At 70.8% G+C, this 24,329-nt stretch carries 20 protein-coding genes; 14 read left to right on the top strand and 6 right to left on the bottom strand.

Annotated features, from left to right (window positions below):
• The first annotated feature begins 137 nt into the window (after positions 1-137).
• The 7 genes from Pmi06nite_RS02335 to Pmi06nite_RS02305 are packed head-to-tail and all read left to right on the top strand — an operon-like array spanning position 138 to position 7,840.
• Positions 138-1,013, top strand: coding sequence for an FAD binding domain-containing protein (locus tag Pmi06nite_RS02335; protein WP_203951126.1), 876 nt, complete (start codon positions 138-140; stop codon positions 1,011-1,013).
• 1 nt (position 1,014) lies between these two features.
• Positions 1,015-1,500 carry a (2Fe-2S)-binding protein gene (locus Pmi06nite_RS02330; RefSeq protein ID WP_203951125.1) on the top strand — a complete coding sequence of 162 codons (486 nt, stop codon included), beginning with the start codon at positions 1,015-1,017 and terminating at the stop codon, positions 1,498-1,500.
• Positions 1,497-3,887: an aerobic carbon-monoxide dehydrogenase large subunit gene (locus Pmi06nite_RS02325; protein WP_203951124.1), complete on the top strand. Its 2,391-nt coding sequence runs from the start codon at positions 1,497-1,499 to the stop codon at positions 3,885-3,887. The genes Pmi06nite_RS02330 and Pmi06nite_RS02325 overlap by 4 nt, the downstream gene beginning before the upstream one ends.
• Before the next feature lie 16 nt (positions 3,888-3,903).
• Positions 3,904-4,842 carry an XdhC family protein gene (locus Pmi06nite_RS02320; protein WP_203951123.1) on the top strand — a complete coding sequence of 313 codons (939 nt, stop codon included), beginning with the start codon at positions 3,904-3,906 and terminating at the stop codon, positions 4,840-4,842.
• Between the two features lie 19 nt (positions 4,843-4,861).
• Positions 4,862-5,743, top strand: coding sequence for an AAA family ATPase (locus tag Pmi06nite_RS02315; protein ID WP_203951122.1), 882 nt, complete (start codon positions 4,862-4,864; stop codon positions 5,741-5,743).
• A 54-nt stretch (positions 5,744-5,797) separates the two neighbouring features.
• Positions 5,798-6,577 (top strand): SRPBCC family protein, encoded by a 780-nt coding sequence (locus tag Pmi06nite_RS02310; RefSeq protein WP_203951121.1) that lies wholly within the window; start codon positions 5,798-5,800, stop codon positions 6,575-6,577.
• Positions 6,578-6,637: 60 nt separating this feature from the next.
• Positions 6,638-7,840, top strand: a complete 1,203-nt coding sequence (locus Pmi06nite_RS02305) for a vWA domain-containing protein (protein WP_203951120.1) — start codon at positions 6,638-6,640, stop codon at positions 7,838-7,840.
• A gap of 37 nt (positions 7,841-7,877) precedes the next feature.
• On the opposite strand, the gene Pmi06nite_RS02300 is transcribed toward Pmi06nite_RS02305, so the two are convergent.
• The 6 genes from Pmi06nite_RS02300 to Pmi06nite_RS02275 form a co-directional block, all read right to left on the bottom strand.
• Complete coding sequence (locus Pmi06nite_RS02300; RefSeq protein ID WP_203951119.1) at positions 7,878-8,834, bottom strand: LysR family transcriptional regulator; 957 nt, start codon at positions 8,832-8,834, stop codon at positions 7,878-7,880.
• Positions 8,835-8,903: 69 nt separating this feature from the next.
• Positions 8,904-9,095, bottom strand: coding sequence for a hypothetical protein (locus tag Pmi06nite_RS02295; RefSeq protein ID WP_203951118.1), 192 nt, complete (start codon positions 9,093-9,095; stop codon positions 8,904-8,906).
• A gap of 152 nt (positions 9,096-9,247) precedes the next feature.
• Positions 9,248-9,832 carry a hypothetical protein gene (locus Pmi06nite_RS02290; protein ID WP_203951117.1) on the bottom strand — a complete coding sequence of 195 codons (585 nt, stop codon included), beginning with the start codon at positions 9,830-9,832 and terminating at the stop codon, positions 9,248-9,250.
• Positions 9,833-9,843: 11 nt separating this feature from the next.
• Entirely contained in the window at positions 9,844-10,167 is a 324-nt protein-coding gene (locus tag Pmi06nite_RS02285; protein WP_203951116.1) for a nuclear transport factor 2 family protein, read from the bottom strand.
• Positions 10,164-11,369, bottom strand: coding sequence for a hypothetical protein (locus tag Pmi06nite_RS02280; RefSeq protein WP_203951115.1), 1,206 nt, complete (start codon positions 11,367-11,369; stop codon positions 10,164-10,166). The genes Pmi06nite_RS02285 and Pmi06nite_RS02280 overlap by 4 nt, the downstream gene beginning before the upstream one ends.
• Positions 11,370-11,478: 109 nt before the next feature.
• Positions 11,479-12,339 (bottom strand): IclR family transcriptional regulator, encoded by an 861-nt coding sequence (locus Pmi06nite_RS02275; RefSeq protein ID WP_203951114.1) that lies wholly within the window; start codon positions 12,337-12,339, stop codon positions 11,479-11,481.
• 205 nt (positions 12,340-12,544) lie between these two features.
• Between Pmi06nite_RS02275 and Pmi06nite_RS02270 the strand changes: the two genes are divergently transcribed.
• The 7 genes from Pmi06nite_RS02270 to Pmi06nite_RS42485 all read left to right on the top strand — a co-directional run bounded on the left by Pmi06nite_RS02270 (position 12,545) and on the right by Pmi06nite_RS42485 (position 24,308).
• The gene (locus Pmi06nite_RS02270) at positions 12,545-13,615 is read left to right on the top strand and encodes a polyprenyl synthetase family protein (RefSeq protein WP_203951113.1); all 1,071 of its coding nucleotides are present in this window, start codon (positions 12,545-12,547) and stop codon (positions 13,613-13,615) included.
• 75 nt (positions 13,616-13,690) lie between these two features.
• Positions 13,691-14,626, top strand: coding sequence for a 4-hydroxy-3-methylbut-2-enyl diphosphate reductase (locus Pmi06nite_RS02265; RefSeq protein ID WP_203951112.1), 936 nt, complete (start codon positions 13,691-13,693; stop codon positions 14,624-14,626).
• A 64-nt stretch (positions 14,627-14,690) separates the two neighbouring features.
• The gene (locus tag Pmi06nite_RS02260) at positions 14,691-16,082 is read left to right on the top strand and encodes a family 2B encapsulin nanocompartment shell protein (protein ID WP_203951111.1); all 1,392 of its coding nucleotides are present in this window, start codon (positions 14,691-14,693) and stop codon (positions 16,080-16,082) included.
• A gap of 3 nt (positions 16,083-16,085) precedes the next feature.
• Positions 16,086-18,335, top strand: coding sequence for a family 2 encapsulin nanocompartment cargo protein terpene cyclase (locus Pmi06nite_RS02255; RefSeq protein WP_203951110.1), 2,250 nt, complete (start codon positions 16,086-16,088; stop codon positions 18,333-18,335).
• Complete coding sequence (locus Pmi06nite_RS02250) at positions 18,332-19,726, top strand: family 2B encapsulin nanocompartment shell protein (RefSeq protein ID WP_203951109.1); 1,395 nt, start codon at positions 18,332-18,334, stop codon at positions 19,724-19,726. Before Pmi06nite_RS02255 ends, Pmi06nite_RS02250 begins: the two co-directional genes overlap by 4 nt.
• Positions 19,727-19,839: 113 nt before the next feature.
• Complete coding sequence (locus Pmi06nite_RS02245) at positions 19,840-21,678, top strand: HSP90 family protein (RefSeq protein WP_203951108.1); 1,839 nt, start codon at positions 19,840-19,842, stop codon at positions 21,676-21,678.
• On the top strand, positions 21,675-24,308 hold the full coding sequence (locus Pmi06nite_RS42485) for a hypothetical protein (protein ID WP_203951107.1): 2,634 nt from the start codon (positions 21,675-21,677) through the stop codon (positions 24,306-24,308). The genes Pmi06nite_RS02245 and Pmi06nite_RS42485 overlap by 4 nt, the downstream gene beginning before the upstream one ends.
• The last annotated feature ends 21 nt before the right edge of the window (positions 24,309-24,329 follow it).

Here is a 24,329-nt window from a genome sequence, read left to right as displayed (position 1 = left end):
GATCATGGCCGCGGCCACCGACAAAACGGGCGGCTCACGGTGGAGCAGTGGATTAAGTGAATCCTTAGGTGGCCGTTGACAGTGCCGCCGTGCAGGGGTCCACTTGGCCGACCACCCACAAGTCAAGGGGGTCCGCCATGCAGGTTCCCGCGCCGGTGGAGTACGAGCGCGCGACCAGTGTCGATCACGCCATCGGCCTGCTGGAGCGGCTGGGAGGCTCGGCCCGGCTCGTCGCGGGCGGCCACAGCCTGCTCCCCATGATGAAGCTCCGGCTGGCGAGCCCGGAGTACCTGATCGACATCAACGACCTTCACGGCGAACTCGGATACATCCGGGTGGAGCCGGCGGAGGTCCGTATCGGAGCGATGACCCGGCACAGGGAACTGCTGGAGTCCGGCGAACTGGCCGAGGTCTTCCCCATCTTCCGTGACGCCGAGCGCGTCATCGCCGATCCGGTCGTCCGCAACCGCGGCACCCTGGGCGGTTCGCTGTGCCAGGCCGACCCGTCCGAGGACCTGTCGGCCGTGTGCACCACCCTCGGGGCGAGCTGCGTCATCCGGGGCGGCTCGGGGGAGCGGGTCGTGACGATGGAGGAGTTCTACCGCGGGCCGTATGAGACCGCGGTCGAGGACGCCGAGATGCTCGTCGAGATCCGCGTCCCGGTACGGCCCAGCGGGTCCAGCGCGTACGAGAAGGTCGAGCGCCGCGCGGGGGACTGGGCGATCGTGTCCGCGGGCGCCGCGGTGTGGCTCGACGGCGGGCTGATCGCCGACGCGCGGGTGGGCCTCGCGGCGGTCGGGCCGAACACGACCGGGCTGACGGCGGTGTCGGACGCGCTGCGCGGCAGGGAGCCCTCGGAGGAGCTCTACGAACAGGCGGGAGCTCTGGCCGCCGACTCCTGCAGCCCGGTCACCGACATGCGCGGCAGCGCCGAGTACAAGCGGCACCTCGCCAAGGAACTCACCAGGCGCGCCCTGCGCCGATCCGTCGCCCGGATCAACGAGAGGGGCTGACATGCAGGTATCCATGATCGTCAACGGCGAGGAAGTCACCAGGGAGATCGAGGGCCGGCTGCTCCTCGTGCACTTCCTGCGCGACGATCTCGGCCTGACCGGCACCCACTGGGGATGCGACACGAGCAACTGCGGCACGTGCGTGGTGTGGCTCGACGGGGAGCCGGTCAAGTCGTGCACCGTGCTCGCCGCGATGGCCGGCGGCCACGAGGTGCGCACGGTCGAGGACCTCGAGCAGGGCGGCGAACTCGATCCGGTGCAGCGCGGGTTCATGGAGTGCCACGGCCTGCAGTGCGGATTCTGCACCCCCGGCATGATGATGACGGCCCGGGCCCTGCTGGACCGCAATCCTGACCCGTCGGAGGGGGAGATCCGCGAGGCGATCTCCGGTCAGATCTGCCGGTGCACCGGCTACGCCACCATCGTCCGCTCGGTGAGATGGGCCGCCGCGCACGAGGCGAGCACACCCGCTGGAGGTGCCTCATGACCACCACCGACGAACGGCCGGCCGGATTCGAGAAGAACGACCACAAGCCGGTCGGCCACGGCCGGATGCTCCGCAAGGAGGATCCGAGGTTCATCCGGGGCAAGGGCCGCTATGTCGACGACGTGCAACTGCCGGGCATGCTGCACTGCGCGATCCTGCGGGCCCCCGTCGCACACGCGAGGATCGTGAGCATCGACACCAGTGCGGCCGAGGCGCATCCGAAGGTCAAGGCGGTCGTCACCGGAGCCACGCTGACGGGCCTGGGGCTGGCGTGGATGCCGACGTTGTCGGGCGACGTGCAGGCCGTGCTCGCGACGGACAAGGTGCGTTTCCAGGGGCAGGAGGTCGCGTTCGTCGTGGCGGAGGACCGCTACGCGGCGCGCGACGCGCTCGAGTTGATCGACGTCGAGTACGACGTGCTCGATCCGGTGATCGACGTGCGCAAGGCCCTCGATCCGAGCGCGCCCGTCATCCGCGACGACCTGGACGGCAAGCGGAACAACCACATCTTCGACTGGGAGACCGGCGACGAGGCGGCCACCGAGGCGGTGTTCGCGAGCGCGGACGTCGTCGTGAGCGAGGACATCGTCTATCCCCGTGTGCACCCGGCCCCCATGGAGACGTGCGGATGCGTCGCCGACTACGACCGGATCGACAGCAGGCTGACGTTGTGGTCCACGAGCCAGGCGCCCCACGCCCACCGGACGTTGTACGCGATCGTCGCCGGCCTGCCCGAGCACAAGATCAGGGTCATCTCACCCGACATCGGCGGCGGCTTCGGCGGCAAGGTCCCGATCTATCCCGGCTACGTCTGCGCGATCGTGGGATCGATCGTCACGGGCAAGCCGGTGAAGTGGATGGAGGACCGCTCGGAGAACCTCACGAGCACGGGCTTCGCCCGTGACTACATCATGCGGGGCGAGATCGCGGCCACCAGGGACGGCAGGATCCTGGCCGTCCGCACCAACGTGCTGGCCGACCACGGCGCGTTCAACGGCGTCGCGGCGCCGGTCAAGTACCCCGCCGGGTTCTTCGGCGTGTTCACCGGCAGCTACGACCTGCAGGCCGCCTACTGCAAGATGACGGCGGTCTACACCAACAAGGCGCCGGGCGGCGTGGCCTATGCGTGCTCGTTCCGCATCACCGAGGCGGTCTACCTCGTCGAGCGCATCGTCGACTGCCTGGCGTACGAGCTGAAGATGGACCCGGTCGAGCTTCGCATCAAGAACTTCATCCAGCCCGAGCAGTTCCCGTACCGGACGAAGACCGGCTGGCTGTACGACTCCGGCGACTACGAGCCGACCATGCGCAAGGCGCTGGAGATCGCGGGCTACGACGACCTGCGCAAGGAGCAGGCGGAACGGCGTGCCCGCGGCGAGCTGATGGGGATCGGCGTCGCCTTCTTCACCGAGGCGGTCGGGGCAGGCCCCCGCAAGGACATGGACATCCTCGGCCTCGGCATGGCCGACGGATGCGAGCTCCGGGTGCATCCGACCGGCAAGGCGGTCGTCCGGCTCTCGGTGCAGTCGCAGGGCCAGGGGCACGAGACGACGTTCGCGCAGATCGTCGCGGAGGAGATCGGCATCCCGCCCGCCGACATCGACGTCGTGCACGGCGACACCGACCAGACGCCCTTCGGGCTCGGCACCTACGGCAGCCGCTCGACCCCGGTGTCCGGCGCGGCGGCCGCCCTGGTGGCCCGCAAGGTGCGCGACAAGGCGCGCATCATCGCCTCGGGCATGCTGGAGGTGTCGGTCGCCGACCTCGAGTGGGTGAAGGGCGCCTTCCACGTCAAGGGCGACCCGGAGAAGTCCGTCACCATCCAGGACATCGCGATGAGAGCGCATGGTGCGGGCGACCTGCCGGAAGGGATCGAGGGCGGGCTCGAGGCGCAGATCTGCTACAACCCCGAGAACCTCACCTACCCCCACGGGGCCTACATCTGCGTCGTCGACATCGATCCGGGCACCGCCCAGGTCAAGGTCCGACGATTCGTCGCGGTCGACGACTGCGGCACCCGCATCAACCCGATGATCATCGAGGGGCAGGTGCACCGCGGCCTGACCGACGGCGTGGGCATGGCGCTCATGGAGATGATCGCGTTCGACGAGGACGGCAACTGCCTGGGCGGATCCCTGATGGACTACCTCATCCCGACGGCGCTCGAGGTTCCCGACTGGGAGACCGGCTTCACCGTGACACCGTCGCCGCATCACCCGATCGGCGCGAAGGGCGTCGGGGAGTCCGCCACGGTCGGCTCTCCACCGGCGATCGTCAACGCGGTCGTCGACGCGCTCAGACCCTTCGGCATCCGCCACGCCGACATGCCGCTCACGCCCTCCCGGGTGTGGGACGCCATGCGCGGCGTGCCGCGGCCGCCGGTCTGACCGGGGCGGAGCGCCCATGGCCCCCACCATCTCGGCACGGATGAAGGAACTGGCCGACGACCGGGTTCCCTTCGTCCACGCGGTCGTGGTCCGCGCCCAGTTCCCGACCGCCGTGAGCGCCGGCGACGACGCGATCGTCCTGCCCGACGGGTCCATCGAGGGTTTCGTCGGCGGCCAGTGCGCCGAGAGTTCCGTACGCACGGCGGCTCTCGGCGCACTCCAGGACGGCCGGTCCGTGCTGCTCAGGGTGCTTCCCGAGGGTGAGCTGGACTTTCCCGAGTCCCCGGGGGCCCGGGTCGTGGTGAACCCCTGCCTCTCCGGAGGCGCTCTGGAGATCTTCCTGCAGCCGCTGTTGCCGCCACCGGTGCTGTGGATCGTCGGCGACTCGCCCATCGCCGAGGCGCTGGCCGGGCTCGCGCGCTCACTGGACTTCTCGGTACGGCGGACGCGCGACGAACGGGGGCCCGCGGGCGCGACCGCGGTCGTGGTGTCGAGCCACGGGCGCGACGAGATCCCGTCCATCCGCGCCGCGCTCGACGCCGGAGTCGGCTTCGTCGGGCTCGTGGCAAGCAGCAGACGCGGTACGGCCGTGCTCGCCGAGATGGGGCTGAGTGAGGCCGAGCTCCGGCGGGTCCACACGCCCGTCGGGCTCAGGATCGGCGCCCGCACGTCGCAGGAGATCGCGCTGTCGGTCCTGGCGGAGATCGTCGCCGCAGTCCGCACCCAGGGGCTCGCCCCGGCTCCCGTGGGGGCCGCAGCCGATCCCGCAGCCGATCCCGCAGCCGATCCCGAGAAGGCTCCCGGGGTCGCCTTCGGCACGCAGGTGGTCGACCCGGTCTGCGGCATGACCGTGACCGTGTCCCCGGACACGCCGCATCTGGTCGCGGGCGGCGAGCACGTGTGGTTCTGCGGCACCGGTTGCCGCGACCGGTACGCGGCCGGCGGCGGGCGGTAGGGGCGTGGGGGATCGCGTCGTGACCGACACCGCTGACATCAGGCGGCGGCTGGACGAGGTCGACTACCTGGTCGACGAGGGCACGGCGTCGGCCCTGTTCCTCGCGCTCACGCTCGGCCGTCCGCTCCTGCTCGAGGGCGAACCGGGCGTCGGGAAGACGACCGCGGCCAAGGCCCTGGCCCGTGCGCTGAGGACGCCGCTGATCCGGCTGCAGTGTTATGAGGGGCTGACGGTGAGCGAGGCGCTGTACGAGTGGAACCACCAGCGCCAGCTCCTCGCCATCCGGCTGGCGGAGTCGCGGCAGGACAGGCTGCGGGATGCCGACCTGTTCACCGCGGAGTTCCTCCAGGAGCGGCCGATCCTGCGGGCGATCCGGCACGACGGGCCCGTCCCGCCGGTGTTGCTCATCGACGAGATCGATCGGGCGGATGACGAGTTCGAGGCCCTGCTGTTCGAGTTCCTCGGCGAGTCCGCGATCACGATCCCAGAGCTGGGCACGTTCACCGCGAAACGCCCGCCGATCGTCGTCCTGACCTCCAACCGCAGCAGGGACCTGCACGACGCGCTCCGGCGGCGCTGCCTCTACCACTGGATCGACTTCCCGTCCGCCGAGCGGACGGTGGAGATCCTCCGGCGTTCCGTCCCCGCGGCGAACGAGCCGCTGATCCGGTCGGCCGCCGAGTTCGTCGGCCGGGTACGCGGCTTCGACCTCGACAAGGCGCCGGGCATGGCGGAGGCCATCGACTGGGTCTCGGCACTGTCCGCGCTTGGGGCCGCCGACCTGGTCAGGGCGGACGTCGTCCGGACGCTCAGCACCATCGCCAAGACACCGGACGACCGGGAGACGATCACCGGCGCACTCGACCAGTTGGTGGGAGGCGCCCGTGGAGCGACCGCCTGAGCGGCGGCACATCCGGAGAAGGCACGTCGGGAGAAGGCACAGGGAGAAGAGCCCATGAAGATCACCCATGACTTCACCGTCAGCGTTCCGGCCGAGCGGGCCTGGGCGGTGCTCACCGACCTGGAGGCCGTCGCGCCCTGCATGCCCGGAGCCCAGCTGACCGGCGTGGAGGGCGGGGTCTACTCCGGCAAGGTGAAGGTGAAGGTCGGCCCGGTCGTGTCCGAGTACGCCGGGACCGTCCGCTTCGCGGAGAAGGACGACGTGAACCATCACGCGGTGATCGACGCCAAGGGGCGCGACTCGCGGGGGGCGGGAACGGCGGCCGCGGTCATCACCGCCCACCTCACGCCCGAGGGCGATCGGACGGTCGTCACCGTCGACACGGACCTGAAGATCTCCGGCAGGATCGCCCAGTTCGGCAGCGGGATGATCAAGGAGGTCTCGCAGAAGCTGCTCGGCCAGTTCGTCGAGCGCCTGGAGGAGAAGCTGGCCACCGACATGGCCGGCGCGGCGAGCCTCTCGTCAGGGGAAGCGGAGGCCGTCTCCGTGGAAGCCGGGCAGCACGGGGCCGGGGAGACCGGCGACGGTACGGCCACGCCGATCGCCGCCGCGCCCGGGGCGCCGGGAGGAACGGGCGCGGCCGCCGCTCCGGCCCCCATGACGGAGGAATCCGCTGCGAAGCCCGAGCCCACCGCCAGGCGGGTCGTCGCGCCGGAGCCTGAGCCGCTCGACGTGATGAGCATGGCGGGCGGCTCGGTCTACAAACGGGCGATTCCCGTGCTCGTGGTGCTCATCGTCGTCGTGGGCGTCGCCGTCTATCTCCTCGTCTCGTGAGCCGGCCAGGGGCTGAGCCGTACGGCATGCCGGTGCGGGCGGTCCGCGCACCCGCGCGTCATGCCCGCTGACCGCCCGGCCGTGCTGTTGCCCGGCGTCGATCGCGCGGCGCTCGCCGTCGCGCTGGCGGCCCGGCTCCGGCAGCGGGGTGTGCCGGTCGGTTTCACGGCGACGGAGGACTTCGTCCGCGCGCTGGCGGTCTCCCCGCTGGACTCCGTGTCGCGCCTGTACTGGACGGCGCGCATCACGTTCGTCCGGCGGCACACGGAGGTGGAGGCGTTCGACGCCGTGTTCGCGGCCGTGTTCGGCGGGGTGGTCACGGCGCTCGATCCGAACGCGCGGCGGCGCAGAGCCCCCGAACCCCACGGTGACGACGCCTTCGCCCCTCTCCCGGCGCCGTCCGCCGAGACCGAGGGCGGGGGCGGCCTGCCGTGGGTGACGTTGCCTCCGGTGGTCGCCGAGGCCGAGACGTCCGGCGCCGCGCAGGCCGTCCCCGAGCGGCTCCCCAGCGATGTCGCGGGGCTCGCCGACGTGCCGTTCGAGCAACTCGACGACCGGGCGATGGAGGTGCTCGGCGAGTGGCTGAGGGCGGCCGTCGCGGCCTGGCCCACCCGGCGCACCCGGCGGCTGGCGGCGGGTCCCCGGGGGCGCCGCATCTCGGTGCGCGCCACGGCCGAGCGGTCCCGCCGCACCGGATGGGAGCCGTTCCACCTGGTGCGGGAGCGGCCCGTCGACAAACCGCGGCGTGTGGTCATGTTGTGCGACGTCAGCCAGTCGATGCAGGCGCAGGCGGCGGGCTATCTCCACATGATGCGTGCCCTCGCCCTGGTCGCGGGTGCGGAGGTGTTCGCGTTCGCGACGTCGCTGACGCGCCTGACCCCGGTGTTGACGCACAGGTCGGCGGCCGTCGCCGTCGAGCAGGCCACGGAGAAGGTCGCCGACCGCTTCGGCGGGACGCGGATCGCCGCGAACGTCCACGCGCTGCTGGCCTCCCACCACGGGGGCAAGCTGCGAGGCGCCATCGTGATCATCGGGTCGGATGGATGGGACAGCGATGAGCCGGAGTCCCTGGCGGCCGGGATGGCGCGGCTTCGCCGGCGTGCCCACCGCGTGATCTGGATGAACCCCCGGGCGTCCGCTCCGGGCTTCGAACCGAGCGTCGCGGGCATGGCCGCCGCCCTGCCGTACTGCGACCGGCTGTTGCCCGCCGACACCTTCCGGTCGTTGCGGCAGGTGATCGACGAGGTCTCCCGCATCCGCTGACCCCGGTGCCCCGTCCGAGCTTCGCGGCTCGCCGGACTCAGCTCCAGAGGGTGACGTGGATCGACGGGCGGAACCGGCTGATGTTGACCCCGGGGCCGCGCAACATCGCCTGGGTGGCACGCGGGGTGGTGACGAACCGGACCAGCTCGTCGGCCGTCGTGGGAGTGCCGCGCTCGTCGAGCGTCAGCGTGGCCCAGGAGCCGTCGAAGCGGAGTGACGGTCCGGCGAGCCGGACGAGGCGGCCGTTCGCCAGATCGCGGGACACCGCGAAGGAGACCGTCGGCGCGACGCCGTTGCCGCGCATGACCTCCTCCAGGGCCGCCGCGTGGCTCTGGAAGATCTGCTGCCGGGACTCGGGGACGTTGATCCGGCGCAGGACGGCGGGGATGACGCCGATGTCCACCGCGGCCGACGGGCCGAGCAGCCACGTCTGGTCGCGCAACTGGCGGGCGGTGACGTCGGCCTTGGCGAGGGGATGGTCGGGGCTGGACACGACGATCACCTGGTAGTTGAGGAACGGCCGCCGGACCAGCGAGTCGTCGACGTTCCCGATGTGAGGGCCGATGGCCACGTCCACGGCCCGCGAGCTCAGCAGGGTGCCGAAGGTCCGCGGATCGTGCACGCTCAGCTCGACGTCGAGGTCGGCCGCCCGGCCGGCGAACAGCCCGATCAGCCCGGGCGCCGCGTGCTCGGCGAACAGGCTCGACGCGCCGATGCGCAGCAGTCGCCGGCCGCGTGCCGCCTGGCCGACCTCGATGATCGTGCGTTCCTGGAGGCTGAGCATCTCGGCGGCGCGGCTCGCGAGCCGCAGGCCGCCGGGGGTGAAGGCCAGCCCGGACGCCGTCCGCGTGAAGAGCTGGTCGCCCAGCTCCTTGCGTAACTGGCTGACGTGCAGGGAGACGGCGGCCTCCGACACCTCGAGCTCCGCCGCCGCGTGCTTGACCGATCCGAGTCTGACCACGGCGGCGAATGCGCGGAGCTGGGTGGGCGTCATGGGGGAAACGCTACGCGTGCGGAGGTGCGCTCTCCACTGGCTGATCGTTTCGAGCGCTTCCGCGGGAACTCAGGCGAGCTCGGCTCGGGCGGCGTCGAGGAAGGCGATCTTGGGGCCCCTCAGGTGATCCCCCATGGAGACGCCGGCGGACTCCCCCCACAGGACGTCGTCGATCGCGACGACGTAGGCGCGGGCGCGCTCGTGCATGACGGTGCCGAACAGGACGTGGATCAGGCGTTCGCAGACCCACAGTTCGTCCATGACGTCCCTGGCGGTCGTGAGCCATTCGGGCGTCGCGCGTCGTTCCTCCGCTCAAGGATCACGACGCCATGCCAGACCGGGACGGCGGATGTGCCGTCCGCCGTGCGCCGCCGTACGGCCATGCGGCCGTGCGTGCACGACCCTGATGCGGGTCAGGAGGCGGTGCGCCTGGCGAGTCCCCAGGCCGCCACGGCCACGGCCGCCGGCACGGCCACGTTGAGGAGGAAGACGGGGATCTCCTCGGCCACCGTGTAACCCGCGGCCAGCACCCCGATCGTCAGGTTGACGAGGCACAGCAGCACCCATAGCGGGACGAGGACGGCCGCCGCGGTCGCCGCGCTCCGCGCCGGGGACGGCTTGCGCGTCAGGAGCCCGGCGATGAGAAGAATGGCGCCCCACAGTGCCAGTCCCGCGGCGAACAGGGCCGGGGCCCGTCCGGTCTGGATGACCGGCCCGCCGTCCCAGAGTGTGGAGGACGCGAGCCAGCCGAGACCGGCGAGGACGGCGGGGACGCCGAACACGGGCAGCAGGACCAGTGCCTCCTCCGCCGGGCGGTAGCCCGCCGACACGACTCCGAGCCGGGCGTTGACCACCGAGATGACGCACCAGACAGGAAGGAAGACCGCGGCGGCCGTCACGCCCACCCCGTGAAAGGGGGGCTGGGCGAACAGTGAGGTCAGCAGGAAGACCGCGGCGAGCAGCAGGACTCCGGCCAGGAGGAATCGCGGGAGGCGCACGCCGGGTTCCGCTACGCCCGGATCGTCATGCGGGACACGCGGTCGCCCGCGACGCGGAAGGTGAAGTGACTCGGGCCGTTGAAGCCGTCGCCGCCGACCTGTGCGGCGACCACGGTGTCGTCGCCGAACCGCTTGACCCCCTCCACGGCCAGGGTGACCCGCTTGCCGATGAACTCGGCGTCGCTCCACGCCGTGATCCGGCTCGCGCCGCGGAACTCGCGGCCCCAGTCGTCGACGACGCCGTCGTCGGTGAACCCCGCGAGGAACGCGGCGAGGTCACCCGCGTTCGCGGCGTCCAGCAATGCCTGGACCGCCGGGTCGATCTCGTACGTCATGTCGGTTCCCCGTCTCTGTCGGATTGCCTGTCGGCGGCCGGCCTGGCCCCGTCCGGGCGCCCCGCCTCTCCGGCGATCACCGGCCAGCGCCGCCAGATCGCCACATGGAGGATGACTCCCGAGCCGATGGCGTTCAGCGCCGTGAACGTCACCCATTCGTCGGGCGTCGCGTGCAGCCAGACGACGCTCCGCGCGTAGGCGGACAGCGTCCAGTACAGCAGAGCCGCGACGGCCCCCATGAGAACCAGGGCGCAGGTGCGGCCGGGCACGGGCCGCAGCCGGGTCGCCGGCCACGCCTCGAAGAGCATCCCCACAATCAGGACAGCGGTGATCACCGTACCGCAGACCGCTGTTATCCGGTCGGTCTCCCAGCCGAGCGCGTGACGCAGGACCGCGTAGGTCGCCCAGCCGAGGACGATCACCGCCATGTTGCCGGCGGCCAGCCGATGCCCGCGCCGCCGGATGCCGGAGAACGGCCGGCCGCGCAGGGCGACGAAGAACACCATCTGCCAGACGCCGAGCGCCGCCAGCCAGGCGCCGTAGACCCCTGCGGGGAACGGCCCGCCGGGGTCGTGAAGGTGCGTCCCCGCCGCCGTGGCGTCGTCCACGTCGACGAGGAGCAGGTATCCGGCCGCGCCGGCCGCGTAGGAGAGCGCCACAGCCGCCAGCCCGGACCGGAAACGGCCGAGACCGCGAAGCGGCCAGCCCTCGGACACCAGGGTCAGCTGCAGGATCGCCGTGAACGCGCCGACGGCCAGCGGCATCGTGCTCGGGAACGTCGGGACGTGCCCGGTGCCCGGCTGGGCGTCGACGAGAGCCCGCAGATCGATCCGGCTCACGACGGCCTGGCCGGTGACGGCGAGCGCCACCCCGGCCGCCGCCACGATGAGCGTGTCGGTGAGCCCCGACCAGCCGGCGCGCAGCGCGCTGCCCGGCCAGTCCTCCCACCAGAACGCGATCATGGCGACGGCCGGCAGCGCGAACGTGGTCAGCGGCCCGAGCACACGCAGCGACGCCTCCGCTCCGCCCGCGCCGAAGGCGACAAGGAAGGCGAGCGGGATCACGAACGTCAGCCCCGCCAGGCCGAGCACCGGCTGGGCGCGGTCCGCCCCGGCCGCGCGGGCGGAACCCGTCTCCGGCGCACTCAGCGCTGGGTGCGCGGGCAGCGGAGCGGTGCCGCGGTATGCGGTGCGAGAAGGCACAACAGCAGGATGTCCGGTCGTGCCGGTCCGCTTCTTTCCGGAAGTTGCGCAACGAGCCCGGAAAATTGCCCTCTGCCGCCGGCGGGAGACGGTGATCTCGGCAGGACCCTCAAAGCAGGGAGACGCCCGGACCGTCCGCCTTCTGCCTGCCCGCCATTCCGGCGATCGATTTGGCGATGGTCGCGGATATGGCGTGCGCCGTTTTCCTGACCATCCCCGCGACCTCCGGCGTGACCGAGTTCGCCGAGGGGCCGGCCACGCCCACCGCCATGCAGATCCTGCCGTCGGGCCCGAAAACGGGGGCGGCGGCGCAGGCCACTCCTTCGGCGAACTCCTCCCGCGAATAGGCGAGGCCGTTGCGCCGGACCATCTGGAGCTCACGGTCGAGGGCGGCCGGCCCGGCGAGCGTCCTGCGGGTCATCTTCTGCATGGCGCCGGTCTCGCGGAAGCTCGCGTTGAGCTCGTTGTTGAACGCGAGGAGCACCTTGCCCGTGGCGGTGCAGTGGAGAGGCGCGCGGTCGACGTCGTCCGAGGGCGAGTTCACGCGGGTGTGGCCGTAGACGCGCTCGATGTAGGTCACCTCCAGTCCTCGGGAGACGGCTAAGTTGACCGTCTGACGTGTCAGCTCGTATAAGCGGATCATGTACGGCAAGACGATGCGCCGGGTGCCGGGAATGGTCCTCGGCCCGGGACCGGCCAGGCTGATCAGCTGGTCACCGATGGCGTAGTCGATGCCGATCCGCCTGGCGAACCCCTTCCTGCACAGCACGCCGAGCAGGCGATGAGCGGTCGTCTTCGGCAACCCGGTCCTCCTCGACAACTCCGCCAGGCTCATCGGCTGGAGGGCCGTGCTCAGTGAAGTGATGATCGTTATGGCCTTCTCCAGACTGCTCGGCTGGTCAGGCGTCAGATGTCGTGACAGTGGTGATTCCTCGTCGACTATGCTCCGCGGTCTTCGCTCGGCACCCATCCGGTGATGAGAAGTCATGCTCCCGGTGCGGATCAGTCCCATGGATCAGCAAAGCAAAGCATGACTACCCCCGGCAACGTAACACCACTCTCGGTAGTGGCGGGACGCCATGACACGTTCCGTTCTTCGGAATGGAACCTTCAACTTTCCGTAGCCAGTCAATAGCTTGCTGTGTGCATCGGATCTTCTTCGAGGGGGACGTGCCATGACGGTGGGTACCGAGCAGGCGTCGATCGTGCAGACCGCCGAGCGGGTGAGGGCGCTGGTCGACCACCACCTGGAGGGCTTCCTCGACGAGCATGCCGCCCCGGTCGCCGATCCGGAGGTGGCCCGGGCCTATCGGCTCCTGCGTCACTTCATCCTGGGCGGCGGCAAGAGGATCCGGCCTCTCCTGTGCTACTGGGGATGGCGGGGAGCCGGCGGGGAGGAGTGCGACGAGATCATCTCGGCGGCCTCCGCGCTGGAGTTGTGCCACGCGGGCCTGCTCATCCACGACGACATCATGGACGGCAGCGAGTTGCGCCGCGGCAGCCCCACGATGCACCGCAGCCTGGCGGGCATGCACGAGGGGCCGGGGGTCGCGTCGTTCGGGCGGGCGGCGGCCATCTTGATGGGCGTCCTCACGCTGGCGTGGTCCGACGAACTGCTGTCCGCCGGCGATGTCGAACCGGCTCGCCTGCGGACCGCCCGCGGGCTGTTCGACCGGCTGCGCACGGAGGTGATCACGGGGCAGTACCTCGACATCCTCGCCCAGGTCCGCGACCTGTCCACGGTCGAGCAGGCGCTGACGGTGATCCGCTACAAGACGGCCAAGTACACCGTGGAGCGCCCGCTGCAGATCGGCGGGGCGCTGGCCGGCGCGCGGCCGGATCTTCTCGAGACGTACTCCCAGATCGGCCTCCCGCTGGGCGAGGCCTTCCAGCTCCGCGACGACGTGCTCGGCATGTTCGGCGACCCGGCGGTGACCGGCAAGTCGGTCCTCGACGACCTGAGAGAGGGCAAGCACACGATTCTCATCGCCCATGCCTTCCAGCACGCGTCGCCGGGCGAGGCGGACCACCTCCGGGCCTGGCACGGCAACACCGAGTTGACCGAGCAACGGGCTGCGGAACTGCGGGAGATCGTGGTGACCACCGGAGCCCTGGCGCGGGTCGAGGCGATGATCGGCGAACGTGCCCGCGACGCCCTCGGCGTCCTCCACGCCGCGCCGATCGGCCCCGAGGCCAGAGGCGGGCTGGCGGTCCTGGCGGACGGTCTGATCAACCGCACCCGATGACCTTGAGAAGCGGAGATCCGTAAGACCGGTTAGCCCAGGTAAGCCCGATAAACCGGATAAAGGGGAAACCAGTTCATGGGGCGTGTACTGCTGGCCGCCCCGCGTGGATACTGCGCGGGCGTCGAACGAGCCATCGTCACCGTGGAGGAGGCCTTACGGCGGTACGGCCCGCCGGTCTACGTGCGACGGCAGATCGTGCACAACACCTTCGTCGTGGGCGACCTGACCCGTCGGGGCGCCGTGTTCGTCGAGGAACTCGGCGAGGTGCCCGACGGCGGGCTGGTCATCTTCTCCGCGCACGGCGTCTCCCCGGCCGTCAGGCAGGACGCCGAACGGCGAGGGCTGCGGGCCGTCGACGCCACCTGCCCGCTCGTCACCAAGGTGCACAAGGAGGCCGTCCGGTTCGCGGAGGCGGGCCATCGGATCCTGCTCATCGGCCACGCGGAGCACGAAGAGGTGGAGGGGACCCTCGGCGAGGCCCCCGGCCGCATCCACGTCGTCGATCCCGCGCGGCCCGACGACGTCCGCCTGCCCGAGGGCGTGCCGGTGAGCTGGTTGTCCCAGACGACCCTGTCGGTCGACGAGACGATGGGCGCGGTCGCCCGCCTGCGTGAACGGTTCCCCGGCCTGATAGACCCGCCCAGCGACGACATCTGTTACGCGAGCCAGAACCGGCAGGAGGCGGTGGCCGCCATCGCTCCCCGATGCGAGCTCGTCATCGTGGTCGGCTCGGCGAACTCCTCCAACTCCCAGCGGCTGGTCGACGTCGCCCTCGGCGCGGGCGCCGGCGCCGCCCACCTCGTCGACCGGGTCGGCGACGCCGACGAGCGCTGGCTCGACGGTGTGGAGACCGTCGGCGTCAGCTCCGGCGCCTCGGTCCCCGAGCACCTCGTCGGCGAGCTGCTCGACTGGCTCGCCGGCCACGGATACGCCGACACCACCCCGGTCACCCTCGCCGAGGAAACCCTGACGTTCTCCCTTCCCCCTGGGCTCCGCGACCGGAGCCGGTAGTTCACGCCGGGGCCACGCTCAGGCCCCCGGTAGTTCCAACCACGACAGAAAAGGTGATTTCGTCATGACCGAAACAGCTCCCACGAACGAGCAGTCGCAGCTGAGCCTGGGCACGGCCGCCGCGCGGAACCTGGCGACGACGACCAAGTCGGCGCCGCAGATGCAGGAGATCACCTCACGGCATCTGCTGCGCGTACTCCCCTGGGTGCAGGTGGTCGGCGGGGCGTACCGGGTGAACCGTCGGCTCAGCTACGACGTGGGGGACGGGCGGATCACGTTCGTCTCCACGGGTGCGGAGGTCAGGGTCATCCCGGCCGAGCTCTGCGAGTTGCCGGCCCTGCGGCGTTTCGACGACACCGACGCGCTGTCGGCGCTGGCCCGCCGGTTCGTCCAGCGGGAGATCGAGCCGGACGAGGTGATCGTCTCCGCCGGCGGCCCGGTGGACCAGGTCGTCCTGATCGCGCACGGGAAGGTGAACAAGCTGGGGGCGGGTGCGTACGGGCACGAGACGACCCTGGCGGTCCTGGCGGACGGCGACCACTTCGGCGAGCAACTCCTGACCGAGGAAGCGGAGGTCTGGGACTTCACCGCGAAGGCCATCACCCCGTGCACGGTGCTGATCATGACGCGTGAGGCGTTCCAGGACGTCGCCGCCCAGTCGCCCGAGCTGCGCGCCCATCTCGCGGATCTCCGTTCGGGCACGCACCGGGCCGCGAACGCCCACGGCGAGGCGGAGATCGAGTTGGCGGCGGGTCATGTGGGGGAGGTGACGTTGCCGGGGACGTTCGTGGATTACGAGGTGTCGCCTCGGGAGTATGAGCTGAGTGTGGCTCAGACGATTTTGCGGGTGCATTCGCGGGTGGCTGATCTGTACAACGAGCCGATGAATCAGACCGAGCAGCAGTTGCGGTTGACGATTGAGGCGTTGCGGGAGCGGCAGGAGCACGAGTTGGTGAACAACCGTGAGTTCGGTCTGTTGCACAACGCGGATCTGGGGCAGCGGATCCACACCCGGACCGGCCCGCCCACCCCCGACGACATGGACGGCCTGCTCGCCAAGGTCTGGAAGGAACCGGCCTTCATCCTCGCCCACCCCAAGGCGATCGCCGCCTTCGCACGGGAGTGCAACAGCAGGGGCCTGTACCCGCAGAGCACCGAGCTGCACGGGAACAGGGTCCCGGCCTGGCGGGGCGTGCCGATCCTGCCGTGCAACAAGATCCCCGTCAGCGACCGCGGGCTGAGCTCGATCATGGCGATGCGCGTGGGCGAGGCCGAGCAGGGCGTCATCGGCCTGCACCGCACGGGCCTGCCCGACGAGTACCAGCCCGGGTTGTCGGTCCGCTTCATGGGCATCAGCGACAAGGCGATCATCTCCTACCTGGTCACCACGTACTACTCGGCCGCGGTCCTGGTGCCGGACGCTCTCGGCATCCTCGAGAGCGTCGAGATCGGCTAGCGGATGCAACCCTTCACGCTTCCCGACTTCTACGTGCCGTATCCGGCCAGGCTGAATCCTCACCTGGAGACGGCTCGCGCGCACACGAAGCGATGGGCCGACGGCATGGGCATGCTCGACGCCGAGCTCGGCGTCTGGACGGAGGAGCAGCTCGACGCCATGGACTACGGGCTGATGTGCGCCTACACCCATCCGGACGCCCCGGCCTCCGAACTCGACCTCATCACCGACTGGTACGTGTGGGTGTTCTTCTTCGACGACCACTTCCTGGAGCTGTTCAAGCGCAGCGGGGACACCGACGGTGCGAAGGAGTACCTGGACAGGCTCCCGGCCTTCATGCCCGCCGACCCGGGGACGGACATGCCCGAGACGGTGAACCCCGTGGAGCGCGGCCTCGCCGATCTGTGGACCAGGACGGTCCCCGGCATGTCCGCGGACTGGCGGCTGCGGTTCGTCGAGAGCACGAAGAACCTGCTGGACGAGTCCCTGTGGGAGTTGTCCAACATCAACGCGGGGCGGGTCGCCAACCCGATGGAGTACATCGAGATGCGGCGGCGGGTCGGCGGGGCGCCCTGGTCGGCGAACCTCGTCGAGCACGCCGTCGGTGCCCAGATCCCGGCCCGCGTCGCGCGGACCCGGCCGCTGTGCGTGCTCAGAGACGCCTTCTCCGACGCGGTGCACCTGCGCAACGACCTGTTCTCCTACCAGCGGGAGGTCGAGGAGGAGGGTGAGCTGAGCAACGGCGTCCTGGTGTTCGAGCGGTTCCTCGGGCTCGACACGCAGCAGGCCGCCGACGCCGTCAACGACCTGCTCACCTCGCGACTGCACCAGTTCGAGAACACGACCCTCACCGAGCTGTCCCCGCTCTTCGACGAGCACGCGCTCGATCCCGCCGAGCGCATGGCCGTGCTCGCCTATGTCAAGGGACTGCAGGACTGGCAGTCCGGCGGCCACGAGTGGCACCTGCGCTCCAGCCGCTACATGAACGGCGCCGCGGAAGACGCCTCGGGGCCCGTGCTCGGCGGGCCCACAGGGCTGGGGACCTCGGCGGCCCGGATCAGCCTGGCGGCGGGCGTGACCGGAGCCGGCGGTCCCCGGAACCACACCCACGTCCCCTACCAGGACGTGGGTCCGTTGCCGCTGCCCGAGATCGTCATGCCGTACGGCGTCAGGCTGAACCCGCACCTGAACGCGGCGCGGCGTGAGAGCTGGGAGTGGGCGGGGCGGATGGGTTTCTACAATCCCGTGCCTGAGCTCCCGGGCGCCGGACTGTGGACCATCGGAAAGAACGAGGGGTTCGACTTCGCCCTGTGCGCCGCCGGGATAGATCCGGACGCGCCCGGTGAGGAGCTGACCCTGTCGGCCGAATGGCTCACCTGGGGGACCTACTCCGACGACTACTTCCCCGCGGTCTTCGGATCGTCCAGGGACATGGCGGGCGCGCGGGTGTTCAACGGACGGCTGTCGCTGTTCATGCCGCTGGACCTCGGCGTCACCCCCGAGCCGGTGAACCCCGTGGAGCGTGCCCTCGCGGACCTGTGGGGCCGCACCGCCTCGCCCATGACGTCCGAGGCGCGGAGCATGTTCCGCATCGCGATCGAGCGGATGACCGGGAGTTGGCTGTGGGAACTGGCCAACCACATCCAGAACAGGATCCCCGATCCGATCGACTACGTGGAGATGCGGCGCAGGACCTTCGGGTCGGACCTCACCAGGGCGCTGGCGCGCCTGGCGCACGGCCGGCACGTCCCCCGGGAGATCTACGAGACCCGCACGATCCTCGGGCTCGAGAACGCGACCGCCGACTACGCCTGCCTGCTGAACGACCTGTTCTCCTACCAGAAGGAGATCCAGTTCGAAGGTGAGCTGCACAACTGCGTCCTGGTCGTGCAGAGCTTCTTCGGCTGCGACGCGGGACGGGCGGCCGACATCGTGGCCGACCTGATGACGTCGCGGATACGGCAGTTCGAGCACCTCGTCACGGCCGAGTTGCCCGTCCTGTACGACGACTACGACCTGGACGGCGAGGCGAGACAGGTCATCACGGCGTACGCGGAGGAGTTGAAGGACTGGATGGCCGCGATCCTCCTGTGGCATCAGAAGACCAGCCGATACGTCGAGTCGGAGTTGGCGTACGGACCGGCGGCGCCGCGGCCGGTCGGGGTCCCGAGCGGGCTCGGGACGGCGACGGCGCGGCTGGCCTCCCTCATCGGCGCCGCGCGTTCCGTGGCCGGATCGGTGGTGTGCACATGAGCGTGCCCGACACGGAGAGTCCCGAGGCGAGCCCCGCCTTGAGTCTCGGCACCGCCGCCGCGCGCAATCTGGCCTCGACGGCCAAGTCGGCGCCGCAGATGCAGGAGATCACCTCACGGCATCTGCTGCGCGCGCTGCCCTGGGTGGAGGTGAGCGGCGGCGCCTACCGGGTCAACCGCCGGCTGACCCATCGGCCCGGATCCGGGCGTGTGGCGTTCTTCTCCACCGGGTCGCGGATCGACGTCGTCCCCGCGTCGCTGGGGGAGTTGCCCGCGCTGCGGGGGTTCCCCGACGACGGCGTCCTGGGCGATCTCGCGGAGCGGTTCGTCCAGCACGAGTTCCAGCCCGGCGAGCGGATCGTCTCCGCGGACACCCCGGTGGACGGGGTGGTCCTCCTCGCGCACGGCAGGGCCGACGCGACGGCGGCGGGGGAGTACGGGCGGAGCAGGGACCTGCGGGTCCTGGCCGACGGCGACCACCTCGGGCAGCAGGCGCTGACCGGGCCGGCCATGAGGTGGGGATTCACCGCGACGGCCATCACCCCCTGCACCGTCCTGATCCTCTCGCTGGGGGAGTTCCAGGAGGTGCGCGAACGGTCGGAGGCACTTCAGGCCCATCTCCGGCGGGCCGCGGCCGGCGCTCATGCACCCCAGAACAAGCACGGCGAGGCCGGGATCGAGTTGGCGGCGGGTCATGTGGGGGAGGTGACGTTGCCGGGGACGTTCGTGGATTACGAGGTGTCGCCTCGGGAGTATGAGCTGAGTGTGGCTCAGACGATTTTGCGGGTGCATTCGCGGGTGGCTGATCTGTACAACGAGCCGATGAATCAGACCGAGCAGCAGTTGCGGTTGACGATTGAGGCGTTGCGGGAGCGGCAGGAGCACGAGTTGGTGAACAACCGTGAGTTCGGTCTGTTGCACAACGCGGATCTGGGGCAGCGGATCCACACCCGGACCGGCCCGCCCACCCCCGACGACCTCGACGAGTTGCTCTGCCGGCGGAGAAAGTCGCAGTTCTTCGTGGCGCATCCGGCGGCCATCGCCGCCTTCGCCCGGCAGTGCAACTGCCGGGGCGTCTATCCCGACACCGTGGACTTCGGGGGCTCCAGGGTGATGGGCTGGCGCGGGGTGCCGATCCTGCCGTGCGACAAGATCCCGGTCAGCCGTGAGGGGCTCAGCTCGATCATGGTCATGCGCACGGGGGAGGACGACCAGGGCGTCGTCGGGCTGCGCCGCACGGGCCTGCCCGACGAGTACCAGCCGGGAGTCTCCGTCCGTTTCATGGGCATCGACGAGCGGGCGATCTCGGCCTACCTGGTCACCACGTACTACTCGGCCGCGGTCCTGGTGCCGGACGCCCTCGGCGTCCTCGAGAGCGTCGAGGTCGCCTAACCGGGGGACCGGAGACGCGGACCGGCGGCCCGCACGCCGCCGGTCCGTCGGTCGGCACTGAACCCTGCGATATTGATCGAATCGCTTCGCCGACCACCGCTACGATCGTCGCCATGTTGGACGATAAGTCGGCGAAGTCCCACTCGTTCCAGGTTGACCTGCGAGGTCTCGTCGATCTCCTTTCGCATCATCTGTACTCCAGCCCCCGGGTCTACGTGCGAGAGCTGCTGCAGAACGCGGTCGACGCGGTCACAGCGCGCCGGCGGATCGACCCCTCCGCGCCGACGGCCATCCGGATCGCCGTGGACCAGGCGGGACTGCGCATCGACGATCCGGGAATCGGCCTGACCGAGGCCGACGTGCACCGGTTCCTCGCGACCATCGGCCGCTCGTCCAAGCGCGACGACCTCGAGGGGGCCCGCAGGGAGTTCCTCGGGCAGTTCGGCATCGGCCTGCTCGCCTGCTTCACCGTCGCCGAGCGGATCCAGGTCCTGACGCGTTCGGCCACGGATCCGGAGGAGCCGGGCGTCGAATGGCTGGCCGCCTCCGACGGGACGTACTCGGTCCGCCGTCTCGAACCCGGCGAGCGTGCGGAGCCGGGGACGACGGTGCGCCTGACGCCGAGGGCCGGGGCGGGGCGCTGGTTCGCGCCCGACCTCGTGGCCGGCCTCGCCCGTGATTTCGGCTCGTTGCTGCCCTACGAGGTGACGGTGGAGGCGGACGGGCGGACCACCAGGACGACCGACAGCCCTTCGGTGTGGGACCGCACGTATTCCTCCGCCGGCGCCCGCAGGTCCGCGCTGATGGAGTACGGCGAGCGGGTGCTCGGCTTCACCGCGCTCGACGTCATCGAGTTCGACGTCGAGCTGGCGGGGGTTCGCGGCGCCGCCTACGTGCTCCCGCAGGCCGCCAATCCGGCGGGCAGCGGCCGCCATCGCGTGTACCTCAAGGGCATGCTGCTCAGCGACGTGACGACCGGCCTGCTGCCGGACTGGGCGTTCTTCGTCCGCTGTGTGATCGACACGGACACGCTCCGTCCGACCGCCTCACGCGAGGGACTGTACGAGGACGAGACGCTGGCGGCGGTCCGCGAGGCCCTCGGCGTCCGGGTGCGCGACTGGCTCACCGGGCTGGCCGCACAGGAGCCGGGACGCCTGGCCGCGTTCCTGTCCGTGCACAGTCTCGGGGTCAAGGCGCTGGCCAGGCACGACAGGGACCTGTTCCGGATCATGTTGCCGTATCTCGCGTTCGAGACGACCGACGGGCGGGTCACACTCGCGGAGTTCGCCAGGAAACACCCCGTCGTGCGGGTCACCTCCACCGTCGAGGAGTTCCGCCAGATCGCGACGATCGCGTCCGCCCAGGGCATCGGGGTCGTCAACGGCGGCTACACCTACGAGAGCGAGCTGGTCGCCCTTCTCCCGGAGGTCGTGCCCGGGGTGACCGTGGAGGAGCTCGGCACCGACGTGGTCACCGCCGCGCTCGACCCCGTTGAGGGTGCGGACGAGCTCGCGATGGCCGGATTCCTCGCCACGGCCCGCTCCACGCTCGACCCGCTGGGGTGCGACGTGATCCTGCGCGCCTTCTTCCCCGCGTCGGTGTCCGCCCTGCACCTGGACACCCGCGAGGCGCGCAACGAACGCACCCGGGAGGAGACGGCGGCGGAAGCGGACGACCTGTGGGCGGAGATCCTCGGCGCCCTCAAGTCCGCGGAGCCGCGCGCGCAGCTCGTGCTCAACCACCGCAGTCCGGTCGTCCGCCGGCTCGCCGCCATCGGTGACCAGGCGCTGCTCGTCTCCGCCGTCGAGGCCCTGTACGGCCAGGCCCTGCTGATGACCCACCGTCCGCTGCGGCCGGTCGACACCGCGCTGCTCAACCGGGCCTTCGACGAGCTGCTCGGCTGGGCCTCCCAGAACGTGACCGAACTCGCCGAAGAGGATGGCCAGGCATGAACGCCGCAGAGATCCGCGCCGGGCTCCACGAAAGCCACACGATCCCCAATGGACGGCTGAAAGCCGAACGCCTCGAGACGCTCGCCGCGGCGGCCAAGGCGGCCGAGGACCGGGGCCTCGAAGGCGAGGTGCTGCTCACCTTGATCGAGGCCTACGCCTACGGCGGCGAGCGGGACCGCATGCCGGTCGCCTTCGGACGGCTGCTGCGCATCTTCGACGACCACCCGGCGGAGCTGGGAAGGTTGTCGCAGTCCATCCACTGGGAGCTCAAGTGGATGACCCACAACCTGGTGAACAATCCCTCCGTGCCGCTGGCGACGACGTACCGCTGGCTCGACGAGCTCCACAGCCGCTACCGGCAACGGGGCTACAGCGCCCGCCCGGTGCTCGCGCTGCGCGCGGAGCTGGCGCACTTCGTCGGTGACGACGAGGCGGCCGCCGCCGCGATGGAGTCGTCCATCGCCGCTCCCCGTGACGAGATGGCCGACTGCGACGCCTGCGAGCGCAACACCTGGGGCTGGTGGCGGGAGACGGCCGGCGACGACGAGGGGGCGCTCGAGTTCTGGACGCCGCTGATCGGCGGCGAACTGGTCTGCGCGGAGGAGCCGCATCGGGCGTTGTCCCAGGCCCTGCTTCCCCTTGTGCGGACCGGGCGCCTCGAGGAGGCCCGCAGCGCCTTCCTCAAGGGGTATCAACTGGTCCGCCACAACGTGAGCCTGCGCGCGTCGGTCGGCAACCACATCGAGTTCTGCGCCCTGACCGGCAACGAGGCACGTGGGCTCGAGATTCTCACCGAGCACGCGTCATGGGTGGCCGAGCAGCCGCACGACCTGTCGCAGCGGGCCGATTTCCTGAGCGGGGTCATCGTCCTGCTGCGCCGCCTGAACGCGCTCGGTCATGGTGACCTGCCGGTCGGCGCCGGGACGGTCGAGACGACGCTCGCCGCGCTGGAACTGGAGGTCGGGGACCTGTGCGCCCGGTACGACGCCCGGCACGGCACCACCGCCTACAGCGAGCGCGTCGCCCGGCGGCTCGCCCGTGAACCGTTGCTCGATCGGCTGCCGCTCGGCGTGCCGGTGACGTTGCCGGCGGCGCCGCGGCCGTCGGACGTGCCCGCGCCCGCACGGCGAACCGGCGCGACGCTGGATGAGCTGATCGCCGAGGCGCGGCGGCTGACCACGGCCCGGCACCCTCTCGCGGAAGAGGCCTGGGCCCGGGTCGCGGAAAGCGGCGAGGCACTGCCGGAGTTCGTGGCCGCCGAGGTCGAGCGCAGCAGGGCGACCACACTGATGGACTCCGATCCCGGCCGGGCCCACGACCTGTTGTCGGCGACCGCGGAGCGGTTCGCGGAGCTCGGTGCGCCGGCCAAGGCGCTGGAGGCGCGGGCGGCCGCGACCGTGGCCCTGCTCCTGGCGAAGGGGCGGGCGGCCGTGGAGGCGCCACTGGCTGCCCTGCTCGCGGAGGCGGACCGCGAGTACGCGGGCGGCACGCTCACACCCGCCGAATATCTGGCCGTGCGCAAGGGCGCGCCGTTCTGCGCGATGAACGGTCTCGCACGGCAGGAGGACCCGCCCGCCGCCGAGGTCACGGCGGCGCGCGCGCTGCTGGAGACCGAGCTCGCCCTGGCCGGGGAACTCGGGGTCGTCGACCGCGCCGGCCAGTACCACGACATGCTCGTCCAGCTCTGTTTTCAGCTGGAGGACGTGAACGCCGCCCGCGCCCACCTGTCGTCCGCGCTGACGAATTACGTCGACGCCGGGCAGCCTTGGTACGCCGTGAACCCGGCGGCCATGCTGGCGCAGTTCGCCCTTGAGGACGGGGACGCGAAGGCGGCCGAGGACCTCGCCTCCCGGGCGCTCGAGTACGGCGGCGGCCTCATCGAGCGCGAGCGGGCGGCGCACCTCAGCTCCCTGCTCGTCGAGACCATCTCACGTCAGGAGGGCCGCGAACTCGGCCTCGTCACCGCGGCGCTCACCGCGGCCACCCGCTGGGACGGCCTGTCCGAGCCCGACACCCTCCACAACACCTTCGTGGCGGCGCGCGCCTACCACTTCCTCGACCGGCATGCCGAGGCCGCGGCGCTGTTCGAGGAGGCCATGCCGCGGGTGGAGATCCCCTACGACCCGCACGGCATCGCGATGACGCGTAAGCAGTACGGCGACTCGCTGGCGGAGATCGGACGGCCGAGGGAGGCCGCCGAGCAGTACCTCGAGGCCGCACGGCTGCTTCAGGACGACCCGGACAACCGGGTCCCGCATGCCCGGCTGGCCTGGGCGGCGGCGGAGGCGCTCAGGGACGCCGGGCAGAGCGACGAGGCCCTGGCGGCCTACCAGAAGGCGGCCCTGCTCTGGGGCGAGCTCGGCGAGGTGACGCCGCGCGTGCGCTGCCTGCGCTCCGCCGCGTGGTTGTTGCTGAACGCGATGGACGACGCGGACCCGGAAGACGCCGGAGCGACCTCGGACGCGGCGGAGTGGCCCGCGGTGGTCGCGATGCGCGCGGTGCTGACCGAACTGGAGTCGCTCGCGGAGGGCGGTCCGTCGGAGGAGGTCATGGCTGAACTCGCGGAGACCCGGAGGCAGCTCGACAGCATGCTCGGCGAGCCCGGCGAAGGCGAACACGTCGACGAGTGAAGGGGGATCGGCGACCTGGTC

It is taken from the genome of Planotetraspora mira (genome assembly GCF_016863275.1).
Taxonomy (GTDB): domain Bacteria; phylum Actinomycetota; class Actinomycetes; order Streptosporangiales; family Streptosporangiaceae; genus Planotetraspora; species Planotetraspora mira.
This window is presented reverse-complemented; position numbering and strand designations above follow the sequence as displayed.

Bases quoted from the DNA above. Each gene is read 5' to 3' on its own strand.
- Pmi06nite_RS02335 (WP_203951126.1), top strand. From the start codon at position 138: ATGCAGGTTCCCGCGCCGGTGGAGTACGAGCGCGCGACCAGTGTCGAT.
- Pmi06nite_RS02330 (WP_203951125.1), top strand. From the start codon at position 1,015: ATGCAGGTATCCATGATCGTCAACGGCGAGGAAGTCACCAGGGAGATC.
- Pmi06nite_RS02325 (WP_203951124.1), top strand. From the start codon at position 1,497: ATGACCACCACCGACGAACGGCCGGCCGGATTCGAGAAGAACGACCAC.
- Pmi06nite_RS02320 (WP_203951123.1), top strand. From the start codon at position 3,904: ATGGCCCCCACCATCTCGGCACGGATGAAGGAACTGGCCGACGACCGG.
- Pmi06nite_RS02310 (WP_203951121.1), top strand. From the start codon at position 5,798: ATGAAGATCACCCATGACTTCACCGTCAGCGTTCCGGCCGAGCGGGCC.
- Pmi06nite_RS02305 (WP_203951120.1), top strand. From the start codon at position 6,638: ATGCCCGCTGACCGCCCGGCCGTGCTGTTGCCCGGCGTCGATCGCGCG.
- Pmi06nite_RS02300 (WP_203951119.1), bottom strand. From the start codon at position 8,834: ATGACGCCCACCCAGCTCCGCGCATTCGCCGCCGTGGTCAGACTCGGA.
- Pmi06nite_RS02295 (WP_203951118.1), bottom strand. From the start codon at position 9,095: ATGGACGAACTGTGGGTCTGCGAACGCCTGATCCACGTCCTGTTCGGC.
- Pmi06nite_RS02285 (WP_203951116.1), bottom strand. From the start codon at position 10,167: ATGACGTACGAGATCGACCCGGCGGTCCAGGCATTGCTGGACGCCGCG.
- Pmi06nite_RS02275 (WP_203951114.1), bottom strand. From the start codon at position 12,339: ATGGGTGCCGAGCGAAGACCGCGGAGCATAGTCGACGAGGAATCACCA.
- Pmi06nite_RS02270 (WP_203951113.1), top strand. From the start codon at position 12,545: ATGACGGTGGGTACCGAGCAGGCGTCGATCGTGCAGACCGCCGAGCGG.
- Pmi06nite_RS02265 (WP_203951112.1), top strand. From the start codon at position 13,691: ATGGGGCGTGTACTGCTGGCCGCCCCGCGTGGATACTGCGCGGGCGTC.
- Pmi06nite_RS02260 (WP_203951111.1), top strand. From the start codon at position 14,691: ATGACCGAAACAGCTCCCACGAACGAGCAGTCGCAGCTGAGCCTGGGC.
- Pmi06nite_RS02255 (WP_203951110.1), top strand. From the start codon at position 16,086: ATGCAACCCTTCACGCTTCCCGACTTCTACGTGCCGTATCCGGCCAGG.
- Pmi06nite_RS02250 (WP_203951109.1), top strand. From the start codon at position 18,332: ATGAGCGTGCCCGACACGGAGAGTCCCGAGGCGAGCCCCGCCTTGAGT.
- Pmi06nite_RS02245 (WP_203951108.1), top strand. From the start codon at position 19,840: ATGTTGGACGATAAGTCGGCGAAGTCCCACTCGTTCCAGGTTGACCTG.
- Pmi06nite_RS42485 (WP_203951107.1), top strand. From the start codon at position 21,675: ATGAACGCCGCAGAGATCCGCGCCGGGCTCCACGAAAGCCACACGATC.